The 13,525-nt window shown below is 54.1% G+C and carries 9 protein-coding genes; 1 reads left to right on the forward strand and 8 read right to left on the reverse strand.

Annotation, left to right across the window (positions count from 1 at the left end; all coding sequences use genetic code 11):
- Nucleotides 1-99: 99 nt before the first annotated feature.
- The 8 genes from ABD971_RS25980 to ABD971_RS26015 all read right to left on the reverse strand — a co-directional run bounded on the left by ABD971_RS25980 (nt 100) and on the right by ABD971_RS26015 (nt 11,679).
- A complete protein-coding gene (locus ABD971_RS25980) occupies nt 100-381 on the reverse strand; it encodes a hypothetical protein (RefSeq protein WP_345326769.1) in 282 nt (93 codons plus the stop codon).
- A 33-nt stretch (nt 382-414) separates the two neighbouring features.
- Nucleotides 415-1,788, reverse strand: a complete 1,374-nt coding sequence (locus tag ABD971_RS25985) for a DUF1593 domain-containing protein (RefSeq protein ID WP_345326770.1) — start codon at nt 1,786-1,788, stop codon at nt 415-417.
- A 154-nt stretch (nt 1,789-1,942) separates the two neighbouring features.
- Complete coding sequence (locus tag ABD971_RS25990; protein ID WP_345326771.1) at nt 1,943-3,370, reverse strand: DUF1552 domain-containing protein; 1,428 nt, start codon at nt 3,368-3,370, stop codon at nt 1,943-1,945.
- Nucleotides 3,371-4,082: 712 nt separating this feature from the next.
- Complete coding sequence (locus tag ABD971_RS25995) at nt 4,083-4,871, reverse strand: GxxExxY protein (RefSeq protein ID WP_345326772.1); 789 nt, start codon at nt 4,869-4,871, stop codon at nt 4,083-4,085.
- Between the two features lie 553 nt (nt 4,872-5,424).
- Nucleotides 5,425-8,010 (reverse strand): DUF1592 domain-containing protein, encoded by a 2,586-nt coding sequence (locus ABD971_RS26000; protein ID WP_345326773.1) that lies wholly within the window; start codon nt 8,008-8,010, stop codon nt 5,425-5,427.
- A gap of 171 nt (nt 8,011-8,181) precedes the next feature.
- On the reverse strand, nt 8,182-9,801 hold the full coding sequence (locus ABD971_RS26005; protein WP_345326774.1) for a LamG-like jellyroll fold domain-containing protein: 1,620 nt from the start codon (nt 9,799-9,801) through the stop codon (nt 8,182-8,184).
- On the reverse strand, nt 9,798-10,370 hold the full coding sequence (locus tag ABD971_RS26010) for an RNA polymerase sigma factor (RefSeq protein ID WP_339942190.1): 573 nt from the start codon (nt 10,368-10,370) through the stop codon (nt 9,798-9,800). Before ABD971_RS26010 ends, ABD971_RS26005 begins: the two co-directional genes overlap by 4 nt.
- Before the next feature lie 280 nt (nt 10,371-10,650).
- Nucleotides 10,651-11,679, reverse strand: coding sequence for a nucleoside hydrolase (locus ABD971_RS26015; RefSeq protein WP_345326775.1), 1,029 nt, complete (start codon nt 11,677-11,679; stop codon nt 10,651-10,653).
- Between the two features lie 562 nt (nt 11,680-12,241).
- Between ABD971_RS26015 and ABD971_RS26020 the strand changes: the two genes are divergently transcribed.
- On the forward strand, nt 12,242-13,174 hold the full coding sequence (locus tag ABD971_RS26020) for a diguanylate cyclase (RefSeq protein ID WP_345326776.1): 933 nt from the start codon (nt 12,242-12,244) through the stop codon (nt 13,172-13,174).
- Nucleotides 13,175-13,525: the final 351 nt, after the last annotated feature.

Consider the following 13,525-nt stretch of genomic DNA (forward strand, 5'->3'; position numbering starts at 1 on the left):
GCCCTGTTCGCGAAAAGCCGAGACGACCGGCAATGCGATGACCACAGTCAAACACGCCGCCGTAGACGCTGTTGATTTGGAAACGAATTGGCCGCCGCGTCACTTAGGCCGCTTGAAGAAATAGATCAATTTCGTTGACGCGCCATCTTTGACGAGCGACTCAACATCAACCAGCTCCCAACCTTCGCCACCCAACTGGACGATCTTGCGACTGGTCTCCGCGTCTCCAGGACCATCCGTTGCCACTACGGTCATCGCCAGATGTTCCCACGACCGCCTGGGCTCTTCCGTAGCCGATTGCGAATTCGGAGCAGACCATGAAAACGCCAGCATCATCACGATTAAGGCGGCCATGAGCAATATCACGATTTTCGGACTCATGTTTTGTACTCTTGGGTGACAGAAAACAATCAACTATCGCAACTCGATGACAATGCGACGGTACCGAGTGAGCGGTGGAATTCCGCTGTCGGTAACTTGTAAGACAATGTGTAGCGACTTTCCTCGTGCGTTTATCGGTACCTCAATTGTCGCTTTTGATTTCGTGCTGTCTTGCAACATCGCCTCGCCGCGATAAGTGCCCGGTTCTGCGTAAACAAACCAACGATACGACAGCTCGTCGCCGTCCGGATCGATCGTGCCGCTGGCGTCTAGCGTCAACTTACTTCCGACTGCCGCAGCTACTCGCAGAACTGCCGCCGTGTCGTCGTTTTGGCAATGGATGATCGGTGCATGGTTAGCATCAGTGAAATCTTTGGCGACACACCAATCAAGCCTTGCGCGAAAATCATTCTGCATGTGTTCCGCCCAGCGTGATGCCGTGTTGTCACGGTTTGTCTTGCCATTGACGGCATCTTGCTGGTTCGCCCAGAAGAACGGTGTCCCGTTCGGCCCCGCTTTGTTGAGTGAATCTCCGCCGCGAGGTCCATAGCGTCCGGCCCATCCACCCCAAGTCGGTTCGCTCGGATCGCTAAGTCCTGTAGGAATCAGATACACGAACGTCCAACTGTCTCCTTCCTTTGGCGTTGTGTACAGCGCACCTAACGGACCGTGATTCTGTTGCACGTCACGGCGAACGTCAAAGCCGCCGGCATGCTCGGTCAGCGGTCGAAAACGGTGATACCAACGACCACCGATATCGGGATATCCGGTTTCGATGTGCAAGGGGATTTGATCCTCGTGGCCTTGCCGCGTCTGTCCCGGCCCATCGAGCGTGCAAATGCGAAATTTCCGGACGAACGCTTCGTATTCAGCCGCAGAACGCTCCTGTTTCACCTTGTCGAATGCGCGCCGCAGATTGCTGATCGAACCGCTGTTGCTGCCCCAGTTGCCGTACCAGATCGGACGAGCGTCGTCCCGATCGGCGGCGGCAATCAGCAGATTCACACCTGAGTCCGAATCGTTCCATCCCGGAACAGCCAAGCGACGCAAGCTTGCGGGTTCGGGATAGTTTTCAGCGTGCCGTCGCAGTGAATCGTACACAAGGGCATAGGCATCGAGGTAACCCAGCAACAAATCGTAACCATCGTTTGCTTTGATCCCTTTGTGGTTGCGGACGGGGTCACTATGAAATTTGTTGGCGGGCCGGTCAGCAATGATCCCTTCCACATCCCACTCGTTGCAATACAGCAGGAACCGCACCAGCGACGCTTGATCGTCCGCGTCACCACCGATGTCGGTCTCCACAATCACACGTAGCCGCTGTGAGTCAGCAGCACGAACCGGAGAGTGACACAGAATGGCAACGCACACGACTGCGGAGATGACGGCAATTTCACGATAAATCATTTGCTCGAATCGTTATTCGTCTTGAGATGAGGAACCAGCGGAGCGTTGCCGAAACTGGTCGAAAGTCGGACACGGATTTCAATGACAGAAAATGCGTGACCGAAAATATTGAAAACGAAGAGGTCTACTTTCGCATTTTCGTGAACCCGACAAGTCACGCACGGATTGAATCGACAGCGGTCATTTTTCGCTTCTCGGGACCGAGGCGATCTTTGACGTCCATGGCGGTCAGCATCGTGTTATAAACATCCAGCCCTTCGGCATTGACGTCCATGATCTGGCCTGTCTTGAAGCGACCATCCGCTGCAGTGATGGCATGAAAGACGCCGGAGAGTTCACGTTTAACGTCGTTGTGCCGTCCATCGCCCGATTCGGTCGAGATCGTGATAAGCGAGTTATCCAAAATCGTTTTGCCGTTGGCGTCGACGGAATTTTTATCATCCAGTCGGCTCAAGAAGTAGGCCACTTCACGCATCTTCAAGTGGGCGTGCGCGCGCAGTTGTTCGTTCTTCTTTTTTTCGTTGAACTGGTGCCACCATTCGTGGCTGCAGCCTTTATCGCCCGAGGCTTTGTGCTGAGCCGCATCATCAAAGGCGAAGACCTTGCGGCCGTCGTATTCGTAGTCGCCTTTCAAGCGAATTCGTTCCCCGGCGGCAAGGAACGTGAGCGAACCGAAACGAACGCGATCCATTTGAATAGCCAACGCGTACAGATCCGCCATCAACCGCCATTCGCTGGTGAGTTCATCGACGGTAATATCGATGCCCATCCCACCTGGATCGGCAGCACCGCCGTGCAGCAGTTTCGATTCGGCGGGCAGCGTCGGTCCACCATCGTTTTTTGACTTCATCGCGTACGCACGCTGCTCGAATTCGCGGATCCGTTCCAGATGCTCGACGATCCGTGCTTTGGAGGCATTGCCGAGCGGTGAGTTGGCTCCAGTGTAGAATTTGTACTCGTCGGCGACCGTGTCGAGCACACTGCGTTTAAGTCGATCACGCCGTGCGTCACTCGATTCGTTTGGCATCGCCAGTGAGCCGAAGACCCGCTCAAATACATCGCGAGGTTTCTCCTGCATCGTCGCAGCCACCGTTCCATCGGGGTTGAAACTGTGAACGTAGCGGCCAACACGGCTGCGGCGAAAGAAGGTGCCTGCCACCAGCGTCGGCACCATACCAGGCGGCAGACCGTTCGGGTTGTGGGCGCGGCGAACTATCTGGTCAATCGAAGCGCCGCCCGCTTTGGCCTCTCCGTCCGGCGGTTCGGCAGTGAAGGCGGCGGTCGCACCATCGTAGTGCGCGTTGATTCCTTTTTCGTCGGCACGCACGTGGTCCACACCCCGCATGATCAGCAATTTGTTGCTTAGCGGTTTCAGAGGTTCAAGCACTCCCGCAAAGCCTTCTTTTTGCAGCGGAGCCGGAATGCCGAGGCCAAAGAAAACGTTAAACGCCCGCGCAGGAACGGTCACTTTTTCGGCGGCGTGCGCCGTCGAAACCAGCATCTCCTCGAGGAACGGCAACCCAATCGTGATGCCACCGATCCCTTTAAGCAGCATACGTCGATCAATACAAGTATTCTTCATTCGTTGGTCTCCAGGCGGTGGATGGTAGTTGTTTTACAGGAAGATGAATGACAGAAAGATGAAGGCAGCTGTGTTTCATTTTCATGTCACCCAGTTTCCTGTATCTCTTTTTCATTGGTCCGATTCCTGGGCGAGATTGCTAGGCTCGCTCGTGGTCCGATCGGCATCGGTTCGTCCGTTTCTCGGCAGTTGGTTTACAGGAAGATGAACGACAGAAAGATGAGGGCCAATCCGTTTCATTTTCCTGTCACCCATTTTCCTGTATATCCTTTTTCGTTGGCCCGATTCCTGGGCGAGATTGCTAGGCTCGCTCGTGGTCCGATCGGCATCGGTTCGTCCGTTTCTCGGTAGTTGGTTTACAGGAAGATGAACGACAGGAAGATGAAGGCAACTGTGTTTTATTTTCCTGTCACCCATTTTCCTGTATATCCCTTTTCCTGGCCTCGATTGCTGGGCAAGATTGCTCGGCTCGTTCATGGTCCAATCGGCATCGGTTCATCCGTTTCTCGGTAGTTGGTTTACAGGAAGATGAACGACAGGAAGATGAAGGCAACTGTGTTTCATTTTTCTGTCACCCATTTTCCTGTATATCCTTTTTCCTAGCCTCGATTTCTGGACGAGATTGCTAACAACAATCGCAAGTCAATTGGCATCGGTTCGTCCGCTTCTTAGCATGTGGTTTACAAGTAGATGGAAGACAGCAGGATAGAGGCTACGCGGTTAAAGTGTTGAAGGTGACCAGCGATCGGTTGATGTTGATCCAGTGAATCGCTTTGAGTTCCGTGTGCTTAAGGATTCTGCGGGCGTGATGCTCAAAAGCATGTAACTGTTCAACAAGTGCAGTGATTCGAAAAGCGACGCATGGACGGCAAAGTCTGAATTTCTGAGTTCCCAGCTTACCGTTCTGCGAAACGATATCCCCATTCTGCACGACCTGTTCCTCGCCACCTAGAAATTCTGTGGCGAAATCGACGTACAGGCTGATATCGAGTCCAACACCGATATCACGGAGGAAGTCTACCAAGCAGTTTTTCAAATCAATATCACGTTCGGTCTCCGCTTGCCAGTGTTTATCGTCGATTTCGAATTGCTTGCGATCGGAAGGCGTGAGAGTGCAGTTCACAAACTCATGTTGAATTTTTTCAGTTCTCACATTGATCAACATTCCACGACGCAGTCCGGTAAGTAATAAATAGTTGATGAGCTGTGACCGATGTCGTTCCGTTAGCGATTCGGTGGCCTTGAATTCAAATATCGCTCCAGACCCTGCCAAAACGTCGATGAAATACGGTTTCCGATAACTCTCAAACACAACCTCAATGGGCTCTTCTAATGAGAGATCGTCAACACAAAAGCTTAATTCCCGTTTGTAAATCACTTCGTCAAAGAACCGTCCGAACTCATTATGAATTTCAAAGGTCTTGCCAAGCACATCGTAGGCGACTTTGGTAAATCGTTCCTGATCCCAACGCTCAGGCGTGAATCGCATCTCAATCGGCATCGGTTTGACCGTATCTTGGGAGTTGGTTTACAGGAAGATGATTGACAGAAAGATGAAGGTGACTGCGTTCCATTTTCCTGTCACCCATTTTCCTGTATATCCTTTTTCGTTGGCCCGATTGCTGGGCGAGTTCGCTTGGCACGCTCTTAATCCAATCGGCATGGGTTCGTTTGTTTCTCGGTAGTAGGTTTACAGGAAGATGATCGACAGAAAGATGAAGGTGACTGCGTTCCATTTTCCTGTCACCCATTTTCCTGTAACTCTTTTTCGGTCGCCCGAACCTGGGCGAGATTGCTAGGCTCGTTCACGGTCCAATCAGCATCGTTTTGTCCGTTTCTCGGTATTTGGTTTACAGGAAGATGAACGACAGGAAGATGAAGGCGACTGTGTTTCATTTTTCTGTCACCCATTTTCCTGTATATCCTTTTTCCTGGCCTCGATTGCTGGGCGAGTTCGCTTGGCACGCTCATGGTCCAATCGGCATCGGTTCGTCCGTTTCTCGGTAGTTGGTTTACAGGAAGATGAACGACAGAAAGATGAAGGCAGCTGTTTTTCATTTTCCTGTATCTCTTGTTTCCATAGGGCCCGTTTTCTGGACGAGATCGCTAAGGACAATCGCGGTCATCAAACTGGGATACGTTCCGCCGGCAGATTGAGCTGACTTATGAATGGCGGCGACGATCGGTGCATCGGCGGCGGTGAGTGGGCGGCCCAACGCAAACTGGGTGACCTTCCAAGTCAGACTCTCACGAACTCGATCGCTCTCGGACAGCACTTTCATCAGCTCCGCTGACGACTGATACTTCACCGGTTTGGCGTCACCTGGAAACAACACTTCGCCGTCGTCTCGCAGCTTGTTTCCAAATTGGTCCTGCTCGTGAAAGGCGCCCACGCCATCAAATTTTTCTAAGCCGAACGCTAACGGTTCAAAACGCACATGGCAGACACCACACTTTACGTCCGCGATGCGTTGCTCGGCGATACCACGCTGAGTCAATCCGGCTTTGGTGGGCGGTGGAGTTGTATCGACGCAGGGCGGCGGCGCGTTGATCGTGCCACGCAACAGATCGTCGAGTACAAACAAACCACGTGAGACCATCGACGCACCATCACCCCCGACGGTCAACACACTGCCCTGCGTAAGTAATCCGCCACGGCCGGGAACAGACGAGACGTCGTAACGCAGCAAACCTTTGCCAATCGGTTTCAGGCCATAGTGTTTGGCCAGTTCGGGCGTGGCGTAGGTGAACTGCGCGTCCAGCAAGTCGGATAAGGGGCGATTCTCTTTCCACACCACGTCTTGGAAGTAAGCTAACGTCTCGTCTCGCATGTCATCGGCGAGTTTCGCGTCCCAGTTCGGAAACCGCTTTGGATCGGGACGCATGTTTTTAAGCCGCGACAGATTGAGCCAGTCGGAAACAAATTCCGCGGATCGATCTTTGGCTAGCGGCTCATTCAGCATTCGTTTTACCTGAGCATTTAACTTCGCAGCGTCCTGCAAATCTCCGCGATCGGCAGCCTGCAGCAAAACTTCGTCTGGCGGTGCTCCCCACAGGATGTAGCTCAACCGTGAAGCCAACTCGTAGGAATCGACTGCGTGTGAGCCGCCTGCGTCATTCTGGCGTTCGATTCGATAGATGAATCGGGGCGACTGTAACATCGCTTCGATCGTGTAGGTCATGGCCTGCTTAAAATCACCCCCGGCACTGGCGACCGTGGTCGTGATGCCGCTGTAAGCGTTGATCTCACGCTCATTGAGCGGTCCGCGGAACAACCATTTTCCCATCGCAGCAACATGGTCGCGCATCGTGTCATCGGTCGACAATTTGGTGCTCTTGGAGAACCTCGCTGCGAACTTCATCACATCCATGCGTTGGACCGCGATTTCGGCCAAACGTGCATAGGCTTCGACGTGCTTTAGATCGACGCTCAGGTTGTATGCCGTGTTGCGAAATCCGTCGGCTCGTAGGTCCGGCGGCAGAATCTCGTGCGCTTCCTTGGCGATATCAACCCCCACGGCGCGGCGAACTGTGGTGATGTATTCGGTGACCGTTAGCCGCTGTACCCAGACATCGCTGCTGCCTCCGCCGTGCAAGTAAATCACGGGATCGATGCGGTCGACTGAATAGACCGCTCCGCTATCGAGCCAACTTTTCAGTGCAGCCTTTTCATCTTTGCTCAGCGGAGCGCGATCCTTGGGCATCTCATCCGACGACACTGATTGCCACAGCAAACTGTCTGCTGATTTCCCCGGCACGATCACCTCGCCGCTTTCACCACCCGCTAAGGCCGCAGTCCTTCTGGATAAATCCAATTCGCCCTTCTTGATTGCCGAGTCGTGGCATTCCAAGCAGTGTTTGGCAAACAGGGGAGCTACATCGTGGTTAAAGAGACTTGCTGAAACCGACGCAAGGCTCGGCGGCTTGGGGGGACTAGGCTTTGATCCCGCCGCAAAGTTCTGCTTCACTTGAGACTCTGAGAGTGCGGAATCGAAAATCGCCACCAAGTGCAATTCACCGATCCATGGGCGGTCACCGGTGGCTTCATTGGCGAGTGTCAGCCGATGCTTTGCGTCCCAGTTGCCAAAGTCGCCTGCAACGTTTCGGTTGGCAACTTTCCGTCCGTCCAGATAGACCGTCGCAGTTCCCTTGCGATCGCGAGTGAAAACAACATGTGTCAATTTCGTCTGCAACGACTTCCCGGGACTGGCTATGGAGGGCAGCCCATTGCGATCGGTCTTGGTCGAGCGCAGGCGGATATCCACCATGTTCTTGTCTTGCCCAAGCGTGACGTTGCGTTGACTCGTATCCGAGGAAAGCGAAACGATTCGCGCTGGTCCCGCTTGTGAAACGTTTGCAGGTTTGATCCAGGCTTCGATGGTGATTTCGCCGGACCGCTTGACCGAGTCAATGATCTTTGTGGCGGGGGTGACGGAAATAATCGAGGTTGACGAACGGATGACCAATGCACCGTCTTTCCAGTCGACGCCTTTCGCTGCTTGGATCTTCAGATCCAGAGGCTTCCCTGCACCGGAACGATCACGGACGGTATCGCCTTGGCCTTCGTTAAAGGTGTACAGCGTCTGCAAATGACTCGAAACACGCTGGGCATTCGCCGAGACAACGGAAAAGAGCGACATGGTCGTAACCAACAGGTACGCGATCGCTTTTCTCGTTCCCGATAGCTTTATTTGAGCGTTTGTCATACGTCAGTGGACCGCACATGTTTGGCAAGGGGGATTCAGAGGCAAAACCTCTTTCACACCTTTATATGCCGACCACTTGTATTTGTGTCACCAAAAATGTTGAGTCTATTTTCTTACGCCAACTTGGATCGGCGCCGCAGGATGGCCAGCGCGAAAATTCTGTTTCGTTTCGTCCGGGGAAAGTGCACGGCTGTAGACGGCCACTAGAAAGTATTCGCCTTGCCAAGGGCGGTCTCTCGTCAACTCATTACCGAGTGTTAAGCGATAGTTCTTGTCCCAAGTCGAAAAGTCGCCGGGACGGTCGCCGCTGGCACGCTCGATTCCGTCAATGTAAAGATGGTGTTTGCCGTCCGCACTGCGTGTGTAGACGACGTGGGCCAAGTCGGCGGCCACCGAATTGTCGGCGGAAGTCAGTTCAGGGATTCCATTGGTCGTGGTTTTGGATGTTCGTACCCGCCCAATGAAGACACTGCGATCGTTCGCGTGGGAAACCAGTTCGTCGTCGCCTCCGTGACCGAGCGTGAAATTGCGATTGGACGTATTGTTGGACAATGTCACGATCCGTGCTGGCCCCGACTGACTCGCCGTCGTTGGCTTTAACCACGCTTCGACCGTCATCTCGCCAGACTTGCGGCAGGCATCAATGATCTTCTTGGCCGGTTTGGTGGACGACAACATCGCGGAATCCCCAATGCGAAGTCCGCCGCCGGGCAACCAATCCGCGCCATCTATGTTGTCGAGGTGTAAGTCCAGCGGCGGTGCGACCTGTGAGACATCGTGGACAACGTCTCCCTCACCTTCGTCAAAACGATACAGAGTAATCAGCCCTTTGCTGATTCGCGGTTCGACGGGCTTCGCTGCCAACGTCGATTGCGTCTCGGCCACGGCGTATTGTCCCTGTTCCACATCAATAACCGTGGAGTTCTTCATCCCGCTGGCCCGCACTTGGCCTTCAATCACATCGAGTCGCGCCATTTCGGCGTCCGCTTGCAAGGTAAATCGCGTTCCCAGCACTTGAAATTTGGCAAAGGGGGTCGTTATCTGAAGCGATTTTCCTGGGGTCTGTTTCTTCACATGCGCCGTCAGCGTTCCTCTTTGCAGTTCCAGGTACTTGCTGGCAGCGTTGAGCCGGGTCAACTCCAGCAGGCTGACCTGGGTCTGTGGTCCCAATGTGATTCGCGTCCCATCGTCGTAATGGATGGCGGCGACAGCATGCTCAGGAACGTTCACCACATCGCCAGCTTGCAAATCCAGTCCGGCTGCGGCTACGGCAGTTACGCCGTTACGCGTGATTGACACCTCGTTTTTTGCGAGCCCAAGGTGCGCGTCTGCGACTTCGATAGGTTGCTGAAGATAAAAGAAGCCTCCGATGCCAACGGCTAGCAACACGCTGGCTGCCAAAACCATTCTCCACATTGACGACCGGCTTCGTGTTGGCGGGCGAGGCGATTTCGATTCGCACCAGTTGATCGGTGGCGAATCGAGCAAATCATCTTCAAATGCCGGTGTATGGTCAAAATCCGTCTCTTGCACTTTGAGCATCGCAGCTTGAGCCACGTCAAAACCCTTCACGCGACTTCGCAATGCGGCCTCCACCGCACAGAAGTCTGCATGCGTCTGACGCGCGGCGGGATCGCCATCGAGCAACGCTTCGAGTTCGGCACGCTCCTCATGGCTGATGACGTCGTCAAGCCATTTCAGGGTCAGTTCTTCGAGCCGTTTCATGTTGTTTCGCCCGCGATGCAATCATGAAGCTGGATGCGGGCTCGACATAACACGTTGCGTACCGCTCCGGATGTCATGTTCATTTCCTCTGCGATGCGGTCGCAACTCCAGTCTTCGTAGTACCTCAAATTCACAATCGTTGCGGACCGATCCGCCAGTTTCTTCAGACATTCTGCAAGTGATGCATCGAGTTCCCGTTCAGCTTCATCCGCGATCTCGTCGTCGATCCATCGCCGAGTAAGCTGATCGGCATAGGCGTTCAAGTGAGTGCCATACCGTATCGAACGACGCAGCTCCTCTCGCACGACGTTGCGAGCGATCACTCGAATCCAACTTCCAAAGTCTCGTCCTGATTCGAATCGGTCCAACGATCGATACACATTGATGAACACCTGCTGAACGAGATCCTCGGTGGAAGTTCGGTCGTAGAGCATGGCATTGACGACGCGCAGCACCGATTGCTGGTATCGAGTCACGATGCCTGCAAACGCCTCCGCTCGCCCATCCAACACCGCCGCGATCAGCTCGTCGGTGGTCAGGTCCGTCTCGGGATTCAATGATTTTGCCATCGATTCATAAAACTGTATGCCAACCAAGTGAAAATGTCACACCCGCCGGAGAACTCGTGATCGACTTCCTACCGAGGCTAGCGTTTAGACGCGGCGCTGTGAAGCATTTTTTCTTATAGAGTTTGTACAGTTTTAGCGTAGCGGAAGTCGTCAAGACTTTCGTTCCATCGCGGATGCCCCCGAAACTCTTGGCGATTTTTCGCTACGAGATGCGTCACAGCAACGATTGACTTGGGTTAGGACGATCAAGCCAGTACTACTAATCTGTTTTCGTTGACGCTCATTCGGTGACTTGGTTGCGGACCATTAAATTATCGATCAATTTCTCGAGCGAGTCCGGTCGCCCTTTGATTGTCACGTAGCGATGCCGTTTTTTGCTGTCAGATCTCCATTCGCTGTGTCCGTCCGAGTCGATGATGACGCGGCCAGGCGGGCTGATCGTCCAGTATTCGTCCTGGACACCACGAACGGCTAACAAGACGGCGGCTTGATCATGCGCAGGTTTGCCATGGTCGATCGCAGCGCCACCGAGGTACGGACGCAGTTCGAACGCACGACGCACGGGATTGTCCGCTCCGCACGCCTGCAACGACGTACCGCATCGCAGGGCCGCGCCCACTTCGTAGCCTTGCCAGATGATTTCGCCGGGCCAGCGATTCGTCACGCTGACGGCTGCCGCGGGGTCGAGTCGAAGGTTCGTTTCCGGTTTGGCCGAACGAGGAAAGTGTCCTCCCATGATCACGGTCTGTTTCACCTTCGCCCGGATCAGCTCTTCACCGCTCAGGGGACTGTGCTGATCAGCCGACGAGTTCAGCAGGTCTTCCAAATTGCTGAGTGCTCCGACGCTGCAGATCACAACCGAATGGTCCTCCGCCGCCGCCAACGTCTCGCGATAAAGACGCAGCGCGTCGGTGCACTGTTGGTCGTTAGGGTAGTCATGCGGAAATTCCTTAGCCAACGCCGGAGTGTAAGAACTTGGATGGTTCCATGAGACCTTCGCGCCGTCCTTGTCGGTCGCGATCGGGACATCGCCGCGGCCATAAAACGTGTTGATCACGTCACAGGCGGCCGCCGAGAGCCCTGCGGCGTCGGCTCGGTTGGTGATCACCGCAAGTAGTTTCGCTTCGCCGCGGTCCGCCAATTCGTTCAGAATCGCCAGCGCGCCCGCATCATCGCAATCGTCCGCCATGTCGGTGTCAAAAATAACGGGAACGGGCATGACAGGAACGGGCATAACGGGAACGGGATCCGCCGCGTTAACGAACGTGGTTGCGACCAACAACAAGCAAACTTGGACAATGTATTTCATGGCTTCAGGGGAGATTGCGGATTTAGTTAACCGTTTTGGCCAATGCTGTGAGGAATCTTTTCTTAGAAGGCTCGAGCTAATTTAGCGTAGCGGAAGTTGTGCGTGACTTTCGTTCGATTGACGTATGCCTCCCCGAAACTCTTTCCGAGTTTCGCTACCAAATCCTTCACCGCTATCGCTCAAACGGCAAACAGCAGAACGATGATGTCGTACTAAACCAGCAGTCTCCATCGTTGATAGGGGGAGAGACAAGTCGAGGATTACGGCACTGAAAAATCCACCGCAATTTTTGTTTAGCCAGCATACAAGAAACTCAAGTCGAATGTCGCCGAAGACCGTGCGAAAACTCGCTGCCCCGCTAGCTGCAATGCATGCTGCCAGTACGCCGCTCTCTCATTAATCGTTGGGGGACAACCAAAACGGCGGCGACACGAGCGAGTTATTTGTGTCCGGCAGTCGTTTTGGTCACCGAATCGGGCATGACATCGGTAGGGGATTCTTGTTAAAAACGGGCCCACGCCAATCGGAATTCCATCATCCCATTGCAAGCATTCGATCTGCCATGAAACTGAACTACAAAGACACGTCGGCGGCACGAGTACCGGGGCACGTGATGGATGGGGGGACCCTGCGAATTGAGGGTGTCTATGCCCCAGCAGGAAATCATTCTGCGAAGAAGGCGTTTCTGAGCGTGATTCGTAGCCGCGCGGATATTGGAGTCCACGCATTTTTGTCGGAACGCACCGTGATTGGGCGGAGCCCGACGTGCACATTTCCGCTGCACGATATGAAGGTATCGGGGCATCACGCGACCATCACGCGGATAGGGGATGGAGGGTTCATCATCGAAGACCTGAATTCGACGAATGGGACGCGAGTCGATGCGGTTCCGGTGGTGGGGCAAAAGGTGTTGAAGGATGGAGACAAAATTTTTGTCGGCGAGACGGTCGTTCGGTTTGCGCTTGCTGATGAACTTGACATTGACTACCACAGCGAAGTTGCAACGCTGGTGGGCACCGATCCACTGACCGATCTTCCGTCGAAGCGACGGTTTGACGAAGCGTTGGAGTTCGCGTTCCAAAATTCGCTTCGAGGCGAGACGCCGCTCTCGGTTTTGATGATGGACATGGACGGTGTCAAACAAATCAACGACACCCATGGTCACCTATATGGCGCCCACGTGATCGGTGAAACCGGTCGATTGATCGCCAAGGTGCTTGGGAACAACGGACGCGCCTGCCGGTTTGGCGGCGACGAATTCAGTGCCTTTTTGCCGGGACAGAATCTTGCGTCGGCATGTACGGTCGCGGAACAGATTCGCACGGCGGTGGAATCGGCAGGAATGGAAAAAGACGGTATTCCGCTGCGTCCGACGATCAGCATCGGAGTGTCGTCGCATACTCCGGCGTTCGCCAGTTCACTTGCCCTCATCACCAGTGCCGATGACGCGCTGTATCGCGCGAAAGCAAGTGGCAAAAATTGCGTCGCATTGTGATGCAATTTTCCAATCACGCATTGCTCGAAGTCGGCATTTCTCAGCCAGTGCAATGCCTTGCTCATGCATTGCATGTACCACGTCTCGATCGCGTGAATTTTGCTCACGCAAGGTTTGTTTCGATTCTAAGTCGCGATAGCGACGACCGGTCTCGATTCCCGGTGGTTCATTCACGCTTAAAACCTTCTTTCATGTCGTCGCACACGACCACAGGGCACTCGACGGGTTCGCCCCGTCAGGTCCCAACGCGACCGAAATAATCCAGGGACGTCGACCCTACGGGTTCTGACGATTACGACGATTCATGTCGTAACGGTGATGCAGGTTACTCCGTATTGAACTTCGTGGCTG

Origin of the sequence: Novipirellula rosea (genome assembly GCF_039541335.1) — a bacterium.
GTDB lineage: Bacteria > Planctomycetota > Planctomycetia > Pirellulales > Pirellulaceae > Novipirellula > Novipirellula rosea.

Coding starts and splice junctions, on each gene's coding strand:
- ABD971_RS25985 (WP_345326770.1), bottom strand. CDS start 1,788: ATGATTTATCGTGAAATTGCCGTCATCTCCGCAGTCGTGTGCGTTGCC.
- ABD971_RS26010 (WP_339942190.1), bottom strand. CDS start 10,370: ATGGCAAAATCATTGAATCCCGAGACGGACCTGACCACCGACGAGCTG.
- ABD971_RS25995 (WP_345326772.1), bottom strand. CDS start 4,871: ATGCCGATTGAGATGCGATTCACGCCTGAGCGTTGGGATCAGGAACGA.
- ABD971_RS25980 (WP_345326769.1), bottom strand. CDS start 381: ATGAGTCCGAAAATCGTGATATTGCTCATGGCCGCCTTAATCGTGATG.
- ABD971_RS26015 (WP_345326775.1), bottom strand. CDS start 11,679: ATGAAATACATTGTCCAAGTTTGCTTGTTGTTGGTCGCAACCACGTTC.
- ABD971_RS26005 (WP_345326774.1), bottom strand. CDS start 9,801: ATGAAACGGCTCGAAGAACTGACCCTGAAATGGCTTGACGACGTCATC.
- ABD971_RS25990 (WP_345326771.1), bottom strand. CDS start 3,370: ATGAAGAATACTTGTATTGATCGACGTATGCTGCTTAAAGGGATCGGT.
- ABD971_RS26020 (WP_345326776.1), top strand. CDS start 12,242: ATGAAACTGAACTACAAAGACACGTCGGCGGCACGAGTACCGGGGCAC.
- ABD971_RS26000 (WP_345326773.1), bottom strand. CDS start 8,010: ATGTCGCTCTTTTCCGTTGTCTCGGCGAATGCCCAGCGTGTTTCGAGT.